We start from the raw sequence: 20,050 nt of genomic DNA, 5'->3' as shown, positions 1-20,050 counted from the left end.
CGAGGCCCCCTTGTATGGTGGAGACCGATGGCAACCAGGAAGACCGGAAAGAAGAGCAGCCCCTCCGCTCGGAGACCCCGCGCCGCGGAGCCCGTGCCTCCAGCGAACGCGCCACGAGGGCCCGCGGGCCCCGGAGATGCCTCGGCCCGGCTCCAGGAGCTCCGCCGGAAGATCGATGCGGTGGATCAACGTCTGGTCCGGCTCCTCAACGAGCGGGCGAGCCTCGTCGTCGAGGTCGGCAAGACCAAGCGCGCGGATGGGACGCCCATCTACGCGCCACACCGGGAAGCCGAGGTGCTCCGCAAGGTCCTGGCGTCCAACCAGGGGCCGCTGAGCGAACGCAGCCTGGAGGGCATCTACCGCGAGCTGATGAGCGGCTCCTTCGCGCTCGAGCAGCCGCTGCGCATCGGCTTCGTCGGCCCGCCCGGCTCCCAGTCGAACGACGCCGCCGTCAAGCAGTTCGGCTCCTCCGTGGATTACGAGGACCTGCACGAGATCGTCGGCGTCTTCACCGAGGTGCGCCGGGGGCACGTCAACTACGGGCTCGTGCCCATCGAGAACTCGCTCGGCGGCGGCATCATGGAGACGCTCGATGCCTTCAAGGCCAACGCCCACCAGATCTCCATCTACGGCGAGGTGCAGATCGCCATCCACCACGCCCTGCTCGCCAACTGCAAGCCCCGCCAGGTGCGGCGCATCCACTCCAAGCCGGAGGTCTTCCAGCAGTGCCGCAACTGGTTGAGCACCCAGTACCCCGGCGTCGAGCTCATGCCCTCGGCCAGCAGCGCACGCGCCGCGCAGATCGCCGCCGATGAGTGCCGCAAGGCGCTGGAGATCGGTGCCGAGCCCGGATCGGCCGCCATCGGCACCGCGCTCGCCGGGCGCATCTACGGGCTCAACGTCCTCTTCCCGCGCATCGAGGACGACCCGAACATCATCACCCGCTTCGTCATCATCGCCCGGCAGCAGGCCCGGCCCACCGGTGATGACAAGACGTCCATCATGTTCACCACCGAGGACAAGCCTGGCGCACTGGCCACGGTGCTCGGCATCTTCCAGGACGCGGGCATCAACCTCTCGCATATCGACAAGCGGCCCCAGGGGCGCGAGCGGTGGAACTACACGTTCTTCATCGACGCGCTCGGCCACCGGGAGGATCCGGCCATGGCCGCCGCCATCGAGAAGGTGCGGACCCACTGCCGGGAGCTCTTCATCCTCGGCAGCTACCCGCGCTCGCGCCGCATCCTCTGAGCCGCGGGGCACCGTGGGCCGGCCCTCACGAGCCGGCCCCGGTGGATGAGGCTCAGGAAGCCCGCTGCTTCGGCGCCTTGCCGAAGTCACTCTGGGCATGCCCGCCCATGCGCGTGAGCCAGCGCAAGACGCCCGGGGCGTGCTGGAACATGACGTAGATCATCCCGAGCGAGCGAGGCACGTCGATGATGGCCGAGCGGCGGGCGAGGCCCTGCACGATGGCCTCGGCCACCTCCTCGGGGGAGACCGGCGGGACGAAGTCCGCCATGCGCGGCATGCGCGAGGACGGCACGTGCTTGCGGAAGAAGTCCGTGCCCGCCACCGTCCCGGGACGCACCAGCATGGCGTGCACGGGCGTCCCGCGCAGCTCCAGCTGCATCGTCTGCGTGTAGCCGTCGACCGCGGCCTTCACCGCCGTGTACGCCGCGGACGAGCCGCCCACGAAGACGCGCCCGGCCGAGGAGCCCATGTTGACGATGTGGCCCCGCTTGTTCGCCAGCATGGAGGGCAGCACCGCCTTGGTGGCGTAGACGATGGCGTTGAAGCCCACCTGCATCGTCTTCTCCACCTCCTCCACCGGCATGTCGCTCACATCCGCCCACCGCACGAAGGCGGCGTTGTTGATGAGGACGTCGATGCGGCCCGCCTCCTTCTGGATGCCCGCCAGCCACCCCTCCAGCTGCTCCCGGTTGGAGACGTCACAGCGCGCGAAGTGGAAGCGCTCCGGCCAGGGGAGCTGCGCCGCCTGGGCCCGCGCCGTCTCCAGGTTCGCCTCGGAGATGTCACACACGTACACGGTGCCACCCGCCTCGGCGAGCTCCCGCGCCGTGGCCCAGCCAATGCCCTGGGCCCCGCCCGTCACCGTGCACACATGATCCTTCAAGAATTCCTTCGCCATGAGTCACTCCTCCGGGGGCCTGGCTCAGCGCACCGGCTTCGCGGCCCCCAGCTCGGTCCGCAAGTCCTTCATCCAAATGCTCATGAGAGGACGCCTGTTGGCAACGCCCAACGCGGCCAGCGGGCTGCTCTCCGGGACGGTGCAGGCCGCCTTCACCAGGCGCAACTCGCAGTCCACGCTCGCGTCCGTGGTGGTCACCTGCCCGTGGAGCGGCTGCACGGTCGGGACGGCCACCTTCGTCCGCGTCGGAAGGCCCAGTCCCGAGCCATAGTGGGCCTCGAGCAGCAGCGTCCCCTTCTCATCCCACGCCTTGCCGGAGAAGCCTCCGCCCGGCGCCTGGTGGTTGAACTCGAAGCGCGCCAGCTGCTTGGGGATGCCCCACAGCTCCCGCCCTCCCCTCAGCGAACGGGGCTCGTCCACCCAGATCTGATCCACCTTCGAGCCGGACAGCCCCGAGGTGTGGCGGACCATCACGTTCGCGAAGAGCTCGCGGTAGGTCATCATGCTGCCCTGCTGGTAGTCCACGAACCCCATCATGACGACCACGCGCCCCGCCACCTTGATGGGGGTCAGCTCGGGGTGCACCACCGCGAACGAGCAGCGGTCCGCGGGGACCAACCAGATGGAACTGTACATCTGGCCCACCAGGGGCCACGGCGTCGGCGGATAGGACTGCTCCTCGGCAGCGGTCTTCATTGATTCCGCGCTCATACGTTCTTCTCCTTGATTGGGTATGCCCGGGAGATCTCGATGTTGCGGCCCCCCTAGAACGGCCAGCAGGGAAGCAAGCATCCCAGGAAGTGAGCGGATGTCCAAGACCTCCTGATTTCCTTTTACTACCTGTTTCTGACCCGATTTTTGCAAGGACGCGGTAAACACGTACTGACGGGATGGAGCGCCCCGTCGAACCCATGGGGTCGGGTCCGAGGGGGCCGTCGGAGCGGGTCCTCCCGCGAAGGTCCCGGTCTTCCGTCAATCAGGCGACGTTACGCTCCGGGTGTGGCATCCTCGCGGCCACGACCGATGAGACAGACCCCGGCCGCGGTACTTCGTCCGCTCGATCCCCCCCTCATCCCGCGGAGCGGCTCCGCCCCCGCCCCCGGGCCCGGTATCAAACCCTGGGTGTTGCGCCTGTTCTTCCTTTCGGGTCTTTCGGGAATCCTCTTCGAGGTCCTCTGGACGCGCATCTTCACGTTCCTGCTGGGCGGAACCACGCAGAGCGTGAGCGCCGTCATCACGGCCTTCATGTTCGGCATGGGCGTGGGCTCGTACGTCTTCGGCGGGCTCGTGGACGGCCGCGCCCGCCGGCCCCTGGTGCTCTACGGCCTGCTGGAGCTCGGTGTCGCCCTCAGCGGGCTCGTCGCCTTCTACGCGTTCCAGCACATCGAGTCGCTCTACGCGGCCCTGTACTCCTGGGCGCCCCATGCCACCGTCAAGTGGCTCGTCTTCCTCATCGCCTTCGTCTTCATCTCCATCCCCGCCACCCTCATCGGTGGCACCCTGCCCGCGCTCGTCCGGCACGCCGTGGCCCGCGCCGAAGGCGTGAAGGCCGCGCTCGGACGGTTGTATGCGCTCAACTCCCTGGGCTCCTCCGCCGGCGCCATCCTCATGCTCGGCCTGGTCTGGGTGCTCGGGTACGAGGTCAGCTACCACGTCGCGCTCGTGTTGAACTGCGTCACGGGAATCTCCGCCCTGGTGCTGGCCCGGCGGGAGGCACGGGCGCGACACACGGAGGCACCAGACCCTCACCCCGACCCTCTCCCGGAGGGAGAGGGAGGAGAGGGGGGGATTTCGGCTCGTGTGCTCCTGCCCGCCTTCGCGCTCTCCGGGTTCTGCGCGCTCGCCTATGAGGTCATCTGGTTCCGCACCCTCGACTTCCTCCTGCTGGGGAAGCTGACCACCTTCGCCTGTGTCCTCTCCGTGTATCTGCTGGGCATCAGCCTCGGCAGCCTCGCGTTCAGTCAGTGGCGGCCCCGGGGCCTGAGTGATCTCGGCCTGTTCGTCCGCTTCGAGCTCCTCCTCGGGTTGATCGGACTCACCAGCCTCCCCGTACTCTCGTTGATCAGCGGCCTCGGCAGCCGGCCCCTCTCCATCGCCACCGCCTTCGTCATCCTGTTCGGAATCACCTTCTTGCTGGGCGGCCTCTTCCCGCTGGCCGGCAAGCTGTACGCCGGCTCCCTGCGGCTGCTCGGAAGGACCGTCGGAAACCTCTACTCGGCCAACACGCTCGGTTCGGTGCTGGGCTCGTTCCTCACGGGCTTCGTCCTCATTCCCTGGGTGGGCACGGCGAACACGCTCCTGCTCACCGCGGGGCTCAACCTCCTCATCGCCGCGGGTGTGGCGGGCCTGGAGCTCCGGCCGGTACGCACGCGCCCGGTGGCGGTGGGCGTGGGGCTCGCGGTGGTGGCGCTCGCGGGCTGGTTCAGCGCGGACTGGCTCACGCGCTTCTACGAGCGCGCGGGTCTCCGGCCGGGCTTCCACATCATCGCCCAGGCCGAGAGCAGTCTGCAGCCGTTGCTGGTGGCCGAGGACGCGCATGGCGAGCGGGTCCTCATGGGCGGTCCCTTCCAGTCCGGTGAGACGGTCCCCGCGCGCCGCCAGACGCAGAGGTTGCAGGCCCACCTGCCCATGCTCGTGCACTCCTCGCCGCGCCGCGTGCTGGAGATCGGCTACGGCGTGGGCGAGCTCCCGCGCACCCTCCACCTCTACGAGCCCGAGCTGCTGCACCTCGCCGAGCTCGACGAGCACATGATCCCCATGGCCGAGGAGTACTTCGGAGCCCTCAACGAGAAGGTCAGCCGCCGCCCCAACGTGCGCGTGGACGTGATGGACGGCCGGCACTTCCTGAAGATGAGCCCGGACCAGTACGACGTCATCATGTCGGACTCGATGATCCTCGCGAGCGAGGGGAGTCTGCGGCTCTACACGGAGGAGCACTTCCGCGAGGCGCGCCGGCACCTGCGGCCCGGGGGCGTGGTGCTCGCGTGGTTGCCGCTCAACGCCGGTACCACCAAGGCGCTCGTCATCCTGAAGACGTTCCACGAGGTCTTCCCCCAGAGCCTGCTGTGGCTGCCGCTGGGGCACAACACGCAGGAGGCGTTCCTCATCGGCTTCCGCGACGAGGCGCGCATCGACTGGGAGGCGTGGAAGGAGAAGTTCGAGCGGGTGGCGCGAGCGGACCTGGAGGGCTTCGGCTGGGGCGACCCCGCGCTCTTCTTCGCCAGCTTCCGGGCCGGGCCCGAGCGGCTGGCGGACATCGCCTCGCGGATACCGCTCGTCAACCGCGACATGAGCCCGGTGCTGGACTTCCTCCCGCAGGATCCTCCCGCGGAGATCGCCTCCACCGTCGAGCGGCTCGTCGGTCATGATCCGGGCTTCATCTTCGAGCACCTGCGCGCGGGCCCCGGAAACCAGGAGGCGCTGGAGTCTCTGCGCGCGGGCGTCCAGCGCATCCACGAGGCGGATCTGCTCTTCCTGAAGGGCGTGGCGACGCTCGACCGGTTCGGTGCCCGGCCTCCGGCGGAAGTGCTGGAGAACGCGGCGTCCCTGACGGCCGACTTCCGCCGGGCGCTCGAGGTGTACCCGGCGCACCCCGCCGCCTCCGTGTGGACGGCGCAGGTGCTGGGTCTGGCCACCCGGGTGGAGCCGCCGCTTGCGCCCGAGCGGCTGCGCGCGTTGCTCGAGGACGCGGTCCGCCATAACCCCACGGATGTTTCCTCGGTCGAAGCACTCGCGCGTCTGGCCCTCCAGCGGGGGGACTCGGACGAGGCCCGGAAGTACCTCGCGCGGCTGCGTGTGCTCTCCCCCTACTCCCGGCTCACCCGAGAGATGCCATGACGGCCCCGACGACGCTCAGCCGCCCCCATTTCCGCTTCCTCTGCGCGCTCCTGTTCTGCACGGGGATGACGTCCCTCGTGTTCCAGATCATCTGGCTGCGTGGGTTCGGCATCATCCTTGGCAGCACCATCTATTCGATGTCGTGCGTCATCACCGTGTTCATGCTCGGACTGGCGCTCGGCAGCTTCCTGATGTCCCGGCTGCTGAAGCGCGGCCGTTGGCTGGCCGAGCATCCGCTCGCGGCCTACGGCAGCGTGGAAGCGTTGGTGGGCCTCAGCGCCCTGCTCGTCACCTGGACGCTCTTCACGCACCAGGACTTCTACCTGTCGCTGTCCAGTTCCCCCACGGCGCCACTGCTGAAGTTGCTCCTCACGCAATTCTCGCTCTGCGCCGCGCTCATCACCGTGCCCACCACGCTCATGGGCATGACGCTGCCGCTGGTGAGCCAGCTCGTCGCGGACCGCCGGCAGGTGTCGGCTCTCTATGGCATCAACACCATCGGCGGCGCCACGGGCAGCGTCATCGCCAGCTTCGTCCTCATCTATTACCTGGGATGCATCCGGGCTGGCACGGTGGCCGCCGCGGTGAATGGTCTCATCTTCTGCGCCGCCCTGCTGGCCAGCCGCGCATTCCCGCCCGTCACGGCCGGAGCCGGGGAAGAGCTCTCTGGCGGCACCGTGGAGGCCACGGTTCCCGCGGAGGGCCAGCTCCTCGGCCGCCCGTTGCTGTTGTCGCTCGCGGTCTTCTCGGGCTTCATCGCCCTGTCGTGTGAGATCACCTGGACGCGCTTCCTCTCGCTGTGCTTCGGCAACCGCGTCTACGTGACGAGCATCACGCTGGCGCTCATCCTCCTCTTCATGGGCCAGGCGGCACGCATGAGCGGCGCCCTGCTCCGCGGCCCGAATCCGGTGTGGCGCATCCTCCTCAAATCGTGCGCCCTCACCCTCATCTCCTTCGCGGTCGCGTTCCTGCTGGAGCGCCACGCCCTCCAGGCGACCCACCCGGGCCTGGTCGTCCTCTTCATCCTCGTCATGGTGGTGTTCCCGGCCACGGCGCTCGGGTTGCTCTTCCCGCTGACACTCGCCGCCCGGCCCTCCCGTGCCGACAACCCGGCGAGCTGGGTGGGGCTCGTCTATGGCGTCAACACCCTGGCCAGCCTCGTGGGTTCGCTCGCCAGCGGCTACGTGCTCATCAACCTGCTCGGCTCCAATGGCCTCATCGCCTTCAATTCGGCGCTGCTGGTGTTGACGCTCGGAGGGCTGGTGTACGCCTTCCGCCAGCACTTGAGGCCGGCGGACCATGCGCTGGCCGCGGCGGCGGGCCTGGGCTTCCTGGCCGTCATCCTCCCGCGCAGCACCGAGGTGCCCCCCGTGGTGGACCCGGAACGAGCGGTGGTGCGCAGCGAGGACGCGCACGGCATCTTCAGCGTGGTGAGCATGGGCGAGGGCCGGCTGCGAGTGCTCAACAACCGCACGGACCTCGTCTACCTGTACGGCGACCCCACCACCCAGTACGTGCAGGAGTCGCAGGCGTACTTCCCGGCCCTCTACGCGCCCCGGCTGGAGAAGGTGCTCAACATCGGCTCCGGCTACGGCATCACCGCGGGCGCGTTCTCGCGCGTGGCCGAGGTGCGCTCCATCGACGCGGTGGAGATCGTCCCGGCGCTCGTCGAGCACGCCCGGCTGTTCAGCCCGGGCAATCACCGTTACTTCGACAACCCACGCATCCAGGTGCACGTCACCGACGGGCGGCACTTCCTGGCCACCACGCCCGAGCGCTACGACATCATCTCCATCAACCTGTCGGACCCGTACCTGCCGGGTGCGTCGAGCTTCTTCAGCCGCGAGTTCTACGAGCTGACGCGCGCTCGCCTGCGGCCGGGGGGCGTGATGACGCAGCACATCTTCGGGCCCGACGTCGCGTCGCTGTACCACGGCATCCACGAGGTGTTCCCTCACGTGAAGGCCATTCCGGCGTACGGTGACGGGCTCACGATCATCGCCTCGATGGAGCCGCTGCAACCGCACCAGCGCGAGGTGTTCCTGCGGCAGTACGACGAGGGCCGGGCGCTGCTGGGGCCCATCGGGCTGAAGGACGGGCTCGCCGGCTTCGAGAAGTTGATCGCCGTGGGTGACGAGCGGCTCCAGGAGCTGGCCGCGCGCGCTCCGGAGTTCCGCAACAGCGACGACATGCCCTCCCTGGAGTTCCGGCGGCTGCCCGGCAAGTTGGGCCTCTTCCATTCCAACAACTGAGGGCGCTCGTGCCTCGACCGTGGCTGGCCATCGTGGGTGGCCTGTTGCTTGGAGCTTGTGCGAGTACTCCGGATCACGGCTCCCCCGGGCGTTATGCTCGCGACTCGCTGACGGGTGCCTGCCTGCGGAACCCCAGGTACTGCGCCACCCTGGCGGGGAAGGAGATCGCCAAGGGACCCGTGCAGACGGTGGGTACGGCGGTGAGTTCGGGAGCCGCGGTGCTGAGGGTGTTGCAACCGGAGGTACGGGAGAACATCGAAGAGGAGTTGGAGCGATGCGCCGACCTGGCGCGCTCGGAGGTACTCCTGCGTTACCCTACGGAGTTCAAAGGCCCGAGTCCCTCGGACGCCGAATGCAGGAGGGAGACGGTGGACGCCAAGGGCAGGCGCGTGACCTGGGCCATGCGCCTGGGGACGGAGATGCACCAGGTGGCGCTCGATTGCACCAGGGCGGTCTTGAGCAGACTGCGAAACGGAGGCTTCAGCCTGGATCCGTGCTACCGCTACGACCATCAAACGGGGGAGACAACCTACGTGAGCTGCGAGGAGGTAAAGGACCTGCTCGCTCGTGGATGTGGCGACGAGTTGCGAGGCACCCTCCGGCCCGATGTCGTCCTCCACTCAGGCGATCCGCTCGATGTCCAGGCCGTCTATGACTTCAAGTTTCCCTGCGTGAACAACGGCAAGGAGTCCGCACCCTGGCGGAAGTACTCCGAGACATCCCCCCATCATGGCTGCAACCAGGGTGAGATGTACGAGTTGGCCCTGGAGGTAAAACCCGTACGCATCAGCCCTCGATGGGGAATCCTTCCATGAGCGAGCATTATCCGAGGATTCGCGACTACGAACGACTCGGCTATCTCATCCGCGAAGGGCTGAGTCTGTGCTTCTACACGAAGCGTCCCCATGTGGAGATCGCGCAGGCGGTGATGCAATCACTCGATGTGTTCCTGAATATCGTGGGAAGACAGACGCTTCTCCAGTATTTGGATGAAGAAGGAGAGTGGCGAAATCTCGATGCGGCGGGTTGGGAGCTGACACGGCACGAGCTACTCGAACAACAACGGACTCACGTCGCTCTGTCGGGCTGGGAAGGCGATCAACGGTACCGGTTCGAGTATTGGGGTAAAAACCCTGATGCTCCCCTCAAGCCAGGAAACCCAGGGGAGGTTTGCGCGCTAGGCTTCTGGTTGCCTACCGAGTACCTGGAAGAGCACGGGCCAGGACGACTCCGCGAGCTAGCCCTGGAGCTGGCAACATCCCTCCCCTTCTGCTCTGGCCATGCGGGTCTCTCCTTTCACGGTGATATCCACCTGGTGGGAGTAGAGCGAAAGCTCCGTAGGTACGGCATCCGCTATCCAGGCATGGACATTCCAGAGTTGATGCATCTCTCGCTCAGGCTCGGCTCCCGGTTGCGTGGACCCGCCTGGCTGACCTTCCTGGGGCAACCCGTATTGGGCGAACTGGGAGGCGCCGCGGCGCTGCGGGCCCGGCTGTCCTCACCGGGAACCACCGTGCAGGAGTTGGACGGAGAGCGTGCCGTGGTCACCCTCGGCCCATGGCCCGAGGCGGGCGACACCGAGCAGGGTCAGATGCTGCCAGCGTATCGGGAGCTGGCCCGCGTCCTGGAGCCCTGGCTCTATCGGGAGGAGCCCCCCCGGCCCTCCATCGAAATCTCCGAGGACACACGCCGCTGGGAGCGTCGCTTCCTCGATTGAGCTCGGAGGCCCTGGACGAAGCGGCCTCACGTAGAAGGCGAATGCGTGGTTGTCCGAGGAGGAGGCAGGCGTCAAGTCAGCAGAGCCCGTGCGCTTTCATCCTGGTTGAGAAACATGACAGTGGGCGGATCTTCCCGGCGGACCCGCTCGAGCTTGGTATCCTGCGCCCCGGCCCGCCCATGAACCCGCCCAGACGACAGAGCTGGCTCTGGCATTCCGGATGGCACCGGCTCCTGTCCCTGCGGGTGCTCGTCCCGTTGCTGCTGCTCGCGTATGCCTGCGTCTTCGGCATCTACACCCTGCAACGAGACGTGGCGGTCCGAGAGCAGCAGGTGGAGGAGCATGCGCGCGGGGACGTCACCCTGCGGATGACGCACCTGCAGGGCACGCTCGAGTACCTGCTGCGCACCGGGCAGTCCGAAGCGGTGCGCGAGGAGGTCGCGAGCCTAGGCTCCAGTCCCGACCTGCGGGTGGGGCTGCTCCTCGATGAGCAGGGGAACGTGCTGGCCTCCACGCGGCTCGCCCAGTTCGGCAAACCGGCGAAGGAGGCCTGGCCGGAGCTCGCGCTCCCGGAGGCCCTCGCCCGTATGGAATCCGCCCGGCGGCGGATGAGCGGGGACGTGCGGGTGAACGAGGACGGCTCGCGGGTGGTGGGTTACGCCCCCATCAACCTCGGCCCGGGTCCCCAGGAGGATCGGGTGGGCTTCCTCTATCTCCAGCATGATCTGACCCAGCTCAAGGCCGCGCAGCGCCACCGCGCCGAGCGTTCCGCGCTCCGCTCGAGCCTCCTGCTGGTGCAGATCGCCGGAGTCCTGGGACTGTTCTTCCACTTCGCGCTGGGGCGGCGTGTGCAGCGCCTGGAGTCCGCCGCCCGCCGGCTCGCCGGAGGAGATCTGAACGCACGCGCCGGGCTGCGCGGGGTGGACGAGCTGGGCTCGCTGGGCCGTGCCTTCGACGAAATGGCCGAGCGGATCAGCCACGACCAGGAGGCCTTGCGGCGCTCGGAGGCCAGCTTCCGCACCCTCATCGAGCGCACCCCGGATGCCGTCTTCGTCCATCGCGATCAGACCCTGCTCTTCGCCAACCCGGCGGCCGTCGCCCTGCTGGGCCATGAACGCGAGGAGGACCTGCGGGGCCGCAAGGTGGAGGAGATCCTCATTCCGGAGGACCAGGAGCGGCTCGCCGAGTCCAGCCAGCCCGGCGCCGCTCGCGAGGTCCACTTCCGGCACCGGGGAGGCCAGCAGGTGCTGGGCGAGGTGGTGACGTTCTCCGTTCCGTTCGATGACCAGCCCGCGGTGGTGTCCATCGCGCGCGACATCACCGAGCGCAAGCAGGTGCAGGAGAAGCTGCGCGCAACGGATCGCATGGTGTCGCTCGGCACGCTCGCCGCGGGCGTGGCCCACGAGCTCAACAACCCCATCTCCTACGTGCTGAGCAACCTGCGCTTCGCGGTGGACGAGCTGGGCGAGCAGACCGAAGCGGGCGGGACGCTCTCGCTCGAGCAACTGAAGGAGATCCAGCAGGCGCTCCGCGAGGCACTCGAGGGCGGCGAGCGCATGCGCAACATCGTGCGCGACCTGAGGAGCTTCTCGCGCCGGGAGGACGAGCGCTTCGGCCCGGTGGACATCCACGCGGTGCTCGACTCGTGCGCGAGCCTGGCCCGGAGTGAGATCCGCCATCGCGCGCAGCTGGTGAAGGAGTACGGGGAGATCCCGCGCGTGCTCGGCAACGAGTCGCGGCTGGGACAGCTCTTCCTCAACCTGCTCGTCAACGCCGCCCAGGCCATCCCCGAGGGGGATGCGAAGACGAACCACGTCCGCCTCACCACCGCGAGCGTGGACGCGGAATGGGTGGTGATCTCCGTGCAGGACACGGGCGTGGGGATTCCGCCGGAGAACCTCCAGCGGCTGTTCAAGCCCTTCTTCACCACCAAGCCCGTGGGAGTGGGAACGGGGCTGGGCCTCTCCATCTGCCACGGAATCGTCACGGCGATGGGTGGGCGCATCGAGGTGTCGAGCGAGGTTGGCAAGGGCACCACCTTCCGCGTCTTCATGCCCGTGGCCGAGAAGGGCGCCCAGCCCTCCGCCGAGCCGAAGTCCGCCTGAGCCACCCCGCGAGCCCCTGGAACCGATGCGCCGATGAGCCCTCCCCTCCCCCCTGGAAACCGGATCGCCGCACGCGCCCTGCTCGTGGGCATCGGCGTGCTGGTGGCGGCGTGGGCGATGGCGCGCGGCTTCATCGCGCTGCTCGGGCGCACCATGGACCGGGAGACCCAGGCCAACATCACCGAGGGGGCCGAGCGTATCCAGGACTTCCTCCAGGAGCTCCCGGCGCTCGCCGCGCGGGAGGACGCGGCGCTCGTCTTCGGCTCGTCCCTCATCCAGCACGGCTTCTCTCCGGAGGTGTTCGAGGCGCACCTCGGCGGGCCGCGCGTCACCGCCTACAACCTGGGCTTCCCGGGGGTGGACCCGGAGGTGCAGCGCCTGTTGGCGCTCCGGGTGGCGGAGGCCTTCCAGCGCAGCGGACGTCGCGCGCGGTTGATGGTGGTGGAGTTCACCCCCTTCCAGGCCACCCTGGCCCGGGGAAGGTCCGCGAAGTTCAACGAGATGGCCAACGTGAAGCGCGCGATGCTGGCCACGCCGGGCGACCTGGTGGAGACGGCGCTGCGCTCGCCGGAGGAGGCCTCGCACCTGGCGGCGCTCCAGGCCCTGGGTGACAACTCGCCCATGGCCATCACCTCGATGCTGGAGCACCAGCTCTTCGATGAAGCCGCCCCCGCGGACGATGCGCGGCAGGCGCTGGTCGCGCGCATCCGCGCTGGCAAGGAGCGGGTGGAGCAACGGCACGTGCGAGCGTGGGACCCCGTGCGCCGGGGCGAGTCACGCCTCTTCTTCGAGGAGACGCGCGAGGACTATCTCGCCTGGGCCCGGATGCGCTCGGCGCCGGAGCTTCTCGAGCGGAACCTCGAATGGAGGGTGTGGACGAGCGATCTGCTGGAGCTGCGCTTCGACGAGCGGAAGGTGGCCGCCTTCGCGGAGGCGATACGCGCGCTGGCCGGGGTGTCGGAGCGCACCGTGTTGTTGCTCGCCCCGCGCAACCGCGCCTGGGTCCAGCTCACTCCCGGAGGCCGCGCGCGGCTCGCCGAGGTGGTCGCCCGCCTGTCGCGTGACACGGGGGTGCCGGTGGTGGACCTGTCGGAGGCGCCGGAGTTCACCCCCGAGGACTTCATCGACGTGACGCACCTCAACGAGTCGAGCGGCCGGCCCCGGCTGTCGCGCCGGCTCGCCGAGGTGCTCTCGCCCCCCGCCCCTCCCCTGGCCGGCCCGGGTACACCCTGAAACCCGACCCCGGTGGGACTCGGGACGACATCTGGTACACTCCCGGTGCGATGATGCCGTCGAGCCCCTCCGCCGTGCTGACCCCGCCGTCCGCCGCCCCCGCCGGGAGCCTCTCCTTCCGAGGGCTGTGGCTCTTCTCTCCCCGGAGGGACGCCCTCCTCTTGCTGGTGCCGCTGGCCCTCACGGTGATCGCCTGGATGGTGAGCACCGCGCTGGCCCAGCCGGTGCGCGGTCCGGTCAACCGGATGGCCATCTGGACGGCCCAGTACCTGCTCGGCAACGGCACCCACGTGGTGCTCACCTTCCTGCTCTTCGCGGTGCACCGGGACGTGCTCACCGCGGAGCCCCGGCAGCCGCGGATGGTGCTGCTCGGGAGCCTCGGGATGCTCGGGGTGGCCGCGCTGCTGTTCACCTTCTATTACGTGGACTCCACGGGCTACTCCTACGTGGTGAGCGTCCTCTTCAACGTGCTCGGGCTGCACCACATCCTCTCGCAGTGCAAGGGCTTCTGGGCGCTGCACACCCTGCGCGGTTCCCAGTCGGGGCTGCCCGCGCCCGTCCCGCTCGAGCGGCGGCTCCAGCAGGCGTTCGTCCCGCTGATGCTGACGCTGGTCCTGGTGCGCCTCTTCTTCGTCGCCGAGACCGCCCTCCCGGGTGACACGCCGTACCTGGACATCCACCAGGGCACGCCCCTGCCCCATGGGGCGATGGCGGTGATGCTCCTGGTGTGGCTCGGCTACTTCGGGTTGCTGTTCCGCACGCTGCTGCGCTCCGGAGCGGCCAGTGGGCCCAAGGTGCTCTACCTCCTCACCGTGGCCGTGGCCACGGGGCTCACCCTGGTGCTCCCTGGCTGGGGCAACGTGATGCTGCCCGGTCTGCACGGCCTGGAGTACTACCTGCTCACCGCCAAGATGATGGAGCCGCGCGAGGGGGATGCGCCCTCCCGCGTGAGCCGCGCCTGGATATGGCCGCTGATGGTGCTGTCCATGCTGCCGCTGTTGGCGCTGGGCGTGGTGCACCTGCTCATCGCCGGGGCCTCCCATGGCACGGTGAGCGCCGCGGCCACGGATCTGCGGTCGCACGTGGTGCTGCGTGGACTCACCACGCTGAGCCTCGCCGTGGTGCTCTCCCACTACTTCGCGGACGCCCTCATCTACCGCTTCCGCCTCCCGAGCATCCGCCGGGTGATGCTGCGCCGGCTGGGCTTCTCGAGCTGATGCGCCCGGAGGTCCGCGGACGGCTCGGACCCTGGCTGGGGCTGCTCGCGGGTATGGCCCTCGTGTACCGGTCCGTCCTCCAGGGCCGGATGCTGGCCGGACGGGACGCCTTCCGCATCTTCATCCCGGACTCCGCCTTCCTCCTCGAGGCGCTGCGGGCCGGGGAGCTGCCCCTGTGGAATCCCTATCTCCGGCTCGGGCAGCCGTTCGCCGCCACCCTGTACTCCCAGGTCCTCTACCCGCCGCGGCTCCTCACCGTGCTGCTCGCGGGGCCGGAGCTCGGCCTCACCCTCCAGCACCTGCTGCACGTGGTCATCGCGGCGGTGGGCACCTTCCTCCTGCTGCGGCACCTGCGCGCCTCCCGCCCCGCCGCCCTGCTGGGCTCCGCCGCCTTCGCGCTCTCGCAGCCCTTCGCCGTGCTGGCCGCCCAGCAGAACGTGGCCAGCGCCGCCGCGTGGACGGGCCTGCTCCTGCTGGCCTCGCGCCGCGCCGCGCTCCAGCCCTCCTCTCGCCGTGTCGCGCAGGTGGCCCTCGTCGCGGGACTCGCCTTCCTCGCGGGCTCTCCGGAGACGTTCCTGTGGCAGGCCCCGCTCGCCCTCGCCGTGGCCCTCGCCGCGCGGCGCGAGGTGCGCACGTTGGTGGCCACCGGGGCGGGAATCGTCTGGGGCTTCGTGCTCGGGGCCGTGGTGGCCGTGCCCGCGCTCGAGTTCGCCCGGCACTCCACCCGCGGGGCGGGGCGGATGGATCGGCTCGAGTGGTCCCTGTCCTGGCCACAGCTCCTCTCGGTCGCGTGGCCCTTCGCCGAGCAGCCGCGCTCGCTCTACTGGTCGGGTGACGACCAGTTCTTCATCCTCGTCCTCTTCCTGGGTACCCTCGTCTGTGTCCTGGCGCTCGCCGGACTCGGGCACTCACGAAGGACGCTGCCCTTCGGCCTGGGCGCCCTCGTGCTCACCGCGCTGGCCCTCGGCTCACACTTCCCCCCGGCGGCCTTCGTCCTCCAGTTCCCGCCCTTCCATCTCTTCCGCTACCCGGTGAAGTACTTCGTCGGCGCCGTGTTCTGCCTGGCGGTGCTCGCCGCCTTCGGGCTGGATGTGCTCTCACGCAGGGCCCGGCGCGGACGCCGCTCCCTCCTCCACGTGGCCGGAGTGGTGGCCGCTGTCTTCGCCGCGCTGTTGGTGGGTCCGCCCCTGACCCGGCTTCCCCTCTTCCGCTCCGGCGTGGAGGCCGGACTGCCCTGGGTGGTGTTGGCACTCGGCGCGGGAGCCCTGGCATTCATCCTCCCCGTCGCGGGTCCGGGCCGCTCCCTCCGGGTCCGCCGCGCACTGGCCGTGGTGGCCCTGGTGGAGCTGGGCGCATTCCACCTGATGCAGGGAGACACGGGCAGCACGCCGCTCGAGTTCCTCCGCCGTCCCTCCCGGCTCGCCGCCGCCATTCCTCCCGGGTACGCGGGCCGCGTCAGCGTGGACCTCTCCGCGGATTTGATCACCGAGGTCTCCTCCACGGTGAGCACCCAGGCCGCGCCACTTCCTGGCGAGGGGGGCTCCTACATCGCGCTCAGCCGGGACGCCCTGGTGCCCAACCGTTTCATGGAGGAGCGGCTGCGCGTCTTCGAGGGCTACGGCGCGCCGGAGCCGCTGCGCATCGAGTCCCTCTACGAATCGGGAGCACGCGCGGCCTTCGACCTGGCCGGAGTGGGCTACTACGTGCGCAGGGGCCCACCGCCCTTCGAGGACCTGGTGCCCGTCCTCGCGTTGCCGGGGTTACCCACCCTCTACCGCTCCGACACCGCCCTGCCGAGGGCCTTCGTGGTGCACCGCGCGCGGGTGGCCGACGACGAGGAGGCCCAGGCCGCCTTCGTGGACCCGTCCCAACCCCTGCGCCACACCGCCCTGCTCGCCGAGGGCGAGCCCCTGAAAGGTCCCGGCTGCGAGGGCTCGACGGCGCGGGTGACGGGCGCGGGCCTGTCCTGGGTGGAGGTGGCGCTGGAGGCGTGCAGCCCGGGCTACCTGGTGCTGAGCGACTCACACTACCCCGGCTGGGAGGCCACGCTGGATGGGGCACCCGTGCCGGTGCGACGGGCCAACGCCGTCATGCGCGCGGTACGGGTACCCTCGGGCGCGCACTCCGTCCGCTTCGACTACCGCCCGGGCAGCGTCCGCCTGGGAGGGCTGCTCTCCGCGCTGGCCCTGGGCGCGCTGCTCCTCGCGCTCTCCCCCCGCAAACGAAAAGAGCGGCCTCCATCCGGAGAGCCGCTCCTCACGTGATACTTCGCGACGAAGGGCTCAGAGACCCTCGTTCTCGCCGAAGTTCGCCAGCGACTTCTTCTGGAGCTGACGGGTCGCGGACTCGCCGCCGTTGGTCACGTTCTCGTTACCCGCGAGGGCCGCGGCGGAGGCGCCGAACAGCTTGCGGATGTTGTTGCCGAACAGGGTGATGACGCCGATGGCCGCGATGGCGATCAGGGCCACGATGATGATGTACTCCGTCATACCCTGGCCACGGCGCTTGTTGAGCTTCTTCAGGTTCTTGTTGGCGGACATGTGAAGTCTCCTGGGTGTGGGGCGGATGGCGGGGGTGGCCACCACCGTGCGATGTGCGACGATGTGTAAGGTACCTGCATCCCTGCTCGCCCTCTATCCGTCATCGGGAGGATGATCGTACTTCCCTGGGATTTCGCGGACCTGGATCCTGTCGGGCCTGCGTGGGGCCCGCGTGGGGCCTCCAAACGTCAGCTGGCGGACAGTCGGGCGGCCTCCCGGGCCGTCCCACAGGGTACCAGGGCGCCAAGTATCGGATTCTAAAGGAGAACCACATCGCCATGTGGGGGGACAGCAGGGATGGCGACTCGTTATGTTTCGTACCTACCCATGAACCTCCACCTGCTGCAAGCCGTACAGATTTCATGGTCCCCCAACCTGGGTGTGACTCGCACCGAGGGGGACTGTGAGACCGTGCTGCACCGCCCCGCTTCGGAAGTGATGGAGCGGCCGCTCCACGTGGTGCTGGGAACCACCGCCGAGAAGGCCCGGCAACTGGATGCCCTGGCCCGCCAGGACGGCCGGGCGGTGGAGTTCCTCTATGTCTCGCTCGGCGCGAGAGATCCGGTGCCGTTGCGACTGACGCTCGGCATGGACGCGGGCGAGGCCACCGCCGTGGTGGTGGACATGCGCGCCCTGCTCGAGGGCGCTCCCCCGGTGCAGCTCTCCGGGCTCGCCTCGCAGCTGAGCCATGAGCTGCGCAACCCGCTCAGCTCGGTGAAGATGGCGGTGCAGACGCTGGCCCGGAACACGGGCCTGTCGGAGAGGGACCAGCGCCGGCTGACCATCGCCAACCGGGAGATCCGCACCCTGGAGCGGATGCTGTGGCTGGTGTCCGAGTACGGCCGGGACAGCACGCCCAACCTGGAGCAGCACGCGCCGCGCTCGCTGGTGCAGGAGGCCATGGCCATGGTGGCCCCGGAGCTGGCCGAGCGCCGCGTGGAGGTGCGCGTGGACGAGGCGCCGGACGTGCCCCGGGTGAGGGTGGACGCGGGACGGCTGCGGCCGGTGCTCGCCCAGGTGCTGCTCAACGTGGCCATGGGGCTCACGGAGGGCGGCAACGTGGAGGTGTCCATCCTCCCGGATGCCCAGGGACGCGTGAGGATGCTGCTGAAGGATCCCGCCGGCGCGCTGCCCGACGAGGAGCGCGACTCCCTCTTCGAGCCCTTCGAGTGCCGCCTGGCCCGGGGGGCGGGTCTGTCTCTCGCGGCCCTGCGCCGCGTTCTCGTGCACCAGGGGGGCGATGTGTCCGCCGAGACCGGCCCCGACACGGCCGCGGTGTTCACGCTCACCTTTGCCGCCTGAGGAACATGGAGACGCTTCTCATCGTCGACGACGATCTCTCTCTGCTCGAGTCCTTGAAGATGCACTTCGAGGACATCGAGCACGAAGGGGCTCCGCGCTATCAGGTGGTGACGGCGACCAGCGCCGCCGAGGCGCTACGCGTCGCTCACGAGATCATGCCCGGCGTCGTCATCCTCGACATGAAGCTCCCGGACCGCACGGGCCTGGACATCATCGAGGAGATGAAGAGCCTGTGCGGGGATGCGCGCATCATCCTCGTGACGGCCTTCCATGACATGGAGACCACCATCCGGGCCATGAAGGCCGGGGCCTTCGACTACATCCACAAGCCCTTCCCGGACCTCACGGCCCTGGACATCGTGGTGTCGCGTGCCCTGGAGTACCGGCAGCTGTCACGCCGCGCGGCCACGGTGAACGTGGAGACCGCCGCGGCGCGCCTGGGTGACATCGTGGGCACCAGCCCCCTCATCCAGCAGCTCGTCAAGGAGATTGGAAAGGTCTCCGCCAGCCGCGCCACCGTCCTCATCAACGGCGAGAGCGGCACGGGCAAGGAGCTCATCGCCCGCGTCATCCACAACTACTCCTACGACGAGCCCAAGCCCTTCATCGGCATCAACTGCTCGGCCATCGTGGACACGCTGCTGGAAAGCGAGCTGTTCGGCCACGAGAAGGGCGCCTTCACCGGCGCCAACGCCGTCAAGCCGGGCAAGTTCGAGCTGGCCGAGGACGGCACCATCTTCCTGGACGAGATCGGCGACATGTCGCTGATGCTCCAGGCCAAGCTGTTGCGCGTGCTCCAGGAGCGCGAGTTCGAGCGCGTGGGCGGCGTCAAGCGCATCAAACTGCGCGCCCGCGTCATCGCCGCCACCCACCGCCACCTCGCCGACGAGGTCGCCTCCGGGCGCTTCCGCGAGGACCTCTACCAGCGGCTCAAGGTGATCACCCTGCAGATTCCCCCGCTGCGCGAGCGGCGCGAGGACATCCCCCTGCTGGTGCAGCACCTGCTCGAGCGCATCAACGAGAAGGTGCACAAGCGCGTCACCCGGGTGCCCCCCGAGGTGCTGGCCCACCTCACGCGCCTGCCCTGGCGGGGCAACGTGCGCGAGCTGGAGAACGTGCTGACGCGCGCGGTGGTGCTCGCCCCGGGCGAGGTGCTGCTGTCGGAGAACCTACCCGCCCTGGAGCCCGCCCAGCCCGAGCACGGCCCGCACACCAACGGCCACGCCCACGGCCCCCTGGCCCCCGGCGGCTCCGCCCTGCCCAACTTCCTGGTCGCCCCGATCGACGATCCCAGCCGCATCCCCACCCTGGAGGAGGCGGAGCGGATGCTCATCGAGCTGACCATGAACGTGACCAAGGGTCACAAGGGCAAGACGTGCCAGATTCTGGGCATCAGTCGCCCCACCCTGGAGCGCAAGCTCCAGAAGTACGGCGTCCGACAGGATCAGCAGCCGTAGGCGCCGAAGGGTGCGTTTCGGACAGTGTCACGCGCCCGACAACGCCCCGCACGAATTGAACGAATCGTTCAACTTGATCAGACTGTTTGAACGTTCTGTTTCAGGTTTCGGACACTCAAAAGGCAAAAAATGAGGGCGCTAGAGCCAAGTAGCCGTCATTGCAGGGTTTTTCCTGTCTTGGGAAAAGCGTTCGGGTTGGCACAAAGCTTGGAAAGGGACTGTTCCGTCCGCAGCACAGCAA

General features: G+C 68.9%; 14 protein-coding genes. 11 read left to right on the top strand and 3 right to left on the bottom strand.

Annotated elements, in window-relative coordinates:
- Positions 1-27: 27 nt before the first annotated feature.
- Positions 28-1,251: a chorismate mutase gene (gene pheA / locus JQX13_RS32645; RefSeq protein WP_203403382.1), complete on the top strand. Its 1,224-nt coding sequence runs from the start codon at positions 28-30 to the stop codon at positions 1,249-1,251.
- A 52-nt stretch (positions 1,252-1,303) separates the two neighbouring features.
- Here the strand turns inward: pheA and JQX13_RS32640 are convergent, their stop codons facing one another.
- Both JQX13_RS32640 and JQX13_RS32635 read right to left on the bottom strand, forming a co-directional pair.
- Positions 1,304-2,149 carry an SDR family NAD(P)-dependent oxidoreductase gene (locus JQX13_RS32640; protein ID WP_203403381.1) on the bottom strand — a complete coding sequence of 282 codons (846 nt, stop codon included), beginning with the start codon at positions 2,147-2,149 and terminating at the stop codon, positions 1,304-1,306.
- A gap of 24 nt (positions 2,150-2,173) precedes the next feature.
- The gene (locus tag JQX13_RS32635; protein ID WP_203403380.1) at positions 2,174-2,860 is read right to left on the bottom strand and encodes an acetoacetate decarboxylase family protein; all 687 of its coding nucleotides are present in this window, start codon (positions 2,858-2,860) and stop codon (positions 2,174-2,176) included.
- 312 nt (positions 2,861-3,172) lie between these two features.
- On the opposite strand from JQX13_RS32635, the gene JQX13_RS55605 reads away from it, so the two are divergent.
- The 8 genes from JQX13_RS55605 to JQX13_RS32595 all read left to right on the top strand — a co-directional run bounded on the left by JQX13_RS55605 (position 3,173) and on the right by JQX13_RS32595 (position 16,774).
- Entirely contained in the window at positions 3,173-5,986 is a 2,814-nt protein-coding gene (locus JQX13_RS55605) for a fused MFS/spermidine synthase (RefSeq protein WP_203403379.1), read from the top strand.
- A complete protein-coding gene (locus tag JQX13_RS32625) occupies positions 5,983-8,238 on the top strand; it encodes a fused MFS/spermidine synthase (protein WP_203403378.1) in 2,256 nt (751 codons plus the stop codon). Before JQX13_RS55605 ends, JQX13_RS32625 begins: the two co-directional genes overlap by 4 nt.
- A gap of 8 nt (positions 8,239-8,246) precedes the next feature.
- Positions 8,247-9,053: a hypothetical protein gene (locus JQX13_RS32620; RefSeq protein ID WP_239013995.1), complete on the top strand. Its 807-nt coding sequence runs from the start codon at positions 8,247-8,249 to the stop codon at positions 9,051-9,053.
- On the top strand, positions 9,050-9,955 hold the full coding sequence (locus JQX13_RS32615; RefSeq protein WP_203403377.1) for a DUF3396 domain-containing protein: 906 nt from the start codon (positions 9,050-9,052) through the stop codon (positions 9,953-9,955). The genes JQX13_RS32620 and JQX13_RS32615 overlap by 4 nt, the downstream gene beginning before the upstream one ends.
- A gap of 179 nt (positions 9,956-10,134) precedes the next feature.
- Positions 10,135-12,060 (top strand): ATP-binding protein, encoded by a 1,926-nt coding sequence (locus JQX13_RS32610; protein WP_203403376.1) that lies wholly within the window; start codon positions 10,135-10,137, stop codon positions 12,058-12,060.
- 33 nt (positions 12,061-12,093) lie between these two features.
- A complete protein-coding gene (locus tag JQX13_RS32605; protein ID WP_203403375.1) occupies positions 12,094-13,293 on the top strand; it encodes a hypothetical protein in 1,200 nt (399 codons plus the stop codon).
- A 74-nt stretch (positions 13,294-13,367) separates the two neighbouring features.
- Positions 13,368-14,510, top strand: a complete 1,143-nt coding sequence (locus JQX13_RS32600; protein WP_239013994.1) for a hypothetical protein — start codon at positions 13,368-13,370, stop codon at positions 14,508-14,510.
- Positions 14,510-16,774 carry a YfhO family protein gene (locus JQX13_RS32595; protein WP_203403373.1) on the top strand — a complete coding sequence of 755 codons (2,265 nt, stop codon included), beginning with the start codon at positions 14,510-14,512 and terminating at the stop codon, positions 16,772-16,774. The genes JQX13_RS32600 and JQX13_RS32595 overlap by 1 nt, the downstream gene beginning before the upstream one ends.
- An 18-nt stretch (positions 16,775-16,792) precedes the next feature.
- Here the strand turns inward: JQX13_RS32595 and JQX13_RS32590 are convergent, their stop codons facing one another.
- Positions 16,793-17,050, bottom strand: a complete 258-nt coding sequence (locus tag JQX13_RS32590; protein WP_203403372.1) for a hypothetical protein — start codon at positions 17,048-17,050, stop codon at positions 16,793-16,795.
- Positions 17,051-17,347: 297 nt separating this feature from the next.
- On the opposite strand from JQX13_RS32590, the gene JQX13_RS32585 reads away from it, so the two are divergent.
- Together JQX13_RS32585 and JQX13_RS32580 are read left to right on the top strand one after the other, a co-directional pair.
- Positions 17,348-18,352, top strand: coding sequence for a sensor histidine kinase (locus JQX13_RS32585; protein WP_239013993.1), 1,005 nt, complete (start codon positions 17,348-17,350; stop codon positions 18,350-18,352).
- 5 nt (positions 18,353-18,357) lie between these two features.
- Positions 18,358-19,809: a sigma-54-dependent transcriptional regulator gene (locus JQX13_RS32580; RefSeq protein WP_203403371.1), complete on the top strand. Its 1,452-nt coding sequence runs from the start codon at positions 18,358-18,360 to the stop codon at positions 19,807-19,809.
- Positions 19,810-20,050 lie beyond the last annotated feature (241 nt).

The sequence above is a fragment of the Archangium violaceum genome (genome assembly GCF_016859125.1).
GTDB lineage: Bacteria > Myxococcota > Myxococcia > Myxococcales > Myxococcaceae > Archangium > Archangium violaceum_A.
This window is presented reverse-complemented; position numbering and strand designations above follow the sequence as displayed.

Excerpts from the sequence above, each read along its gene's own strand:
- pheA (WP_203403382.1), top strand. The coding sequence starts at position 28 with ATGGCAACCAGGAAGACCGGAAAGAAGAGCAGCCCCTCCGCTCGGAGA.
- JQX13_RS32640 (WP_203403381.1), bottom strand. The coding sequence starts at position 2,149 with ATGGCGAAGGAATTCTTGAAGGATCATGTGTGCACGGTGACGGGCGGG.
- JQX13_RS32635 (WP_203403380.1), bottom strand. The coding sequence starts at position 2,860 with ATGAGCGCGGAATCAATGAAGACCGCTGCCGAGGAGCAGTCCTATCCG.
- JQX13_RS55605 (WP_203403379.1), top strand. The coding sequence starts at position 3,173 with ATGAGACAGACCCCGGCCGCGGTACTTCGTCCGCTCGATCCCCCCCTC.
- JQX13_RS32625 (WP_203403378.1), top strand. The coding sequence starts at position 5,983 with ATGACGGCCCCGACGACGCTCAGCCGCCCCCATTTCCGCTTCCTCTGC.
- JQX13_RS32615 (WP_203403377.1), top strand. The coding sequence starts at position 9,050 with ATGAGCGAGCATTATCCGAGGATTCGCGACTACGAACGACTCGGCTAT.
- JQX13_RS32610 (WP_203403376.1), top strand. The coding sequence starts at position 10,135 with ATGAACCCGCCCAGACGACAGAGCTGGCTCTGGCATTCCGGATGGCAC.
- JQX13_RS32605 (WP_203403375.1), top strand. The coding sequence starts at position 12,094 with ATGAGCCCTCCCCTCCCCCCTGGAAACCGGATCGCCGCACGCGCCCTG.
- JQX13_RS32595 (WP_203403373.1), top strand. The coding sequence starts at position 14,510 with ATGCGCCCGGAGGTCCGCGGACGGCTCGGACCCTGGCTGGGGCTGCTC.
- JQX13_RS32590 (WP_203403372.1), bottom strand. The coding sequence starts at position 17,050 with ATGTCCGCCAACAAGAACCTGAAGAAGCTCAACAAGCGCCGTGGCCAG.
- JQX13_RS32585 (WP_239013993.1), top strand. The coding sequence starts at position 17,348 with ATGGCGACTCGTTATGTTTCGTACCTACCCATGAACCTCCACCTGCTG.
- JQX13_RS32580 (WP_203403371.1), top strand. The coding sequence starts at position 18,358 with ATGGAGACGCTTCTCATCGTCGACGACGATCTCTCTCTGCTCGAGTCC.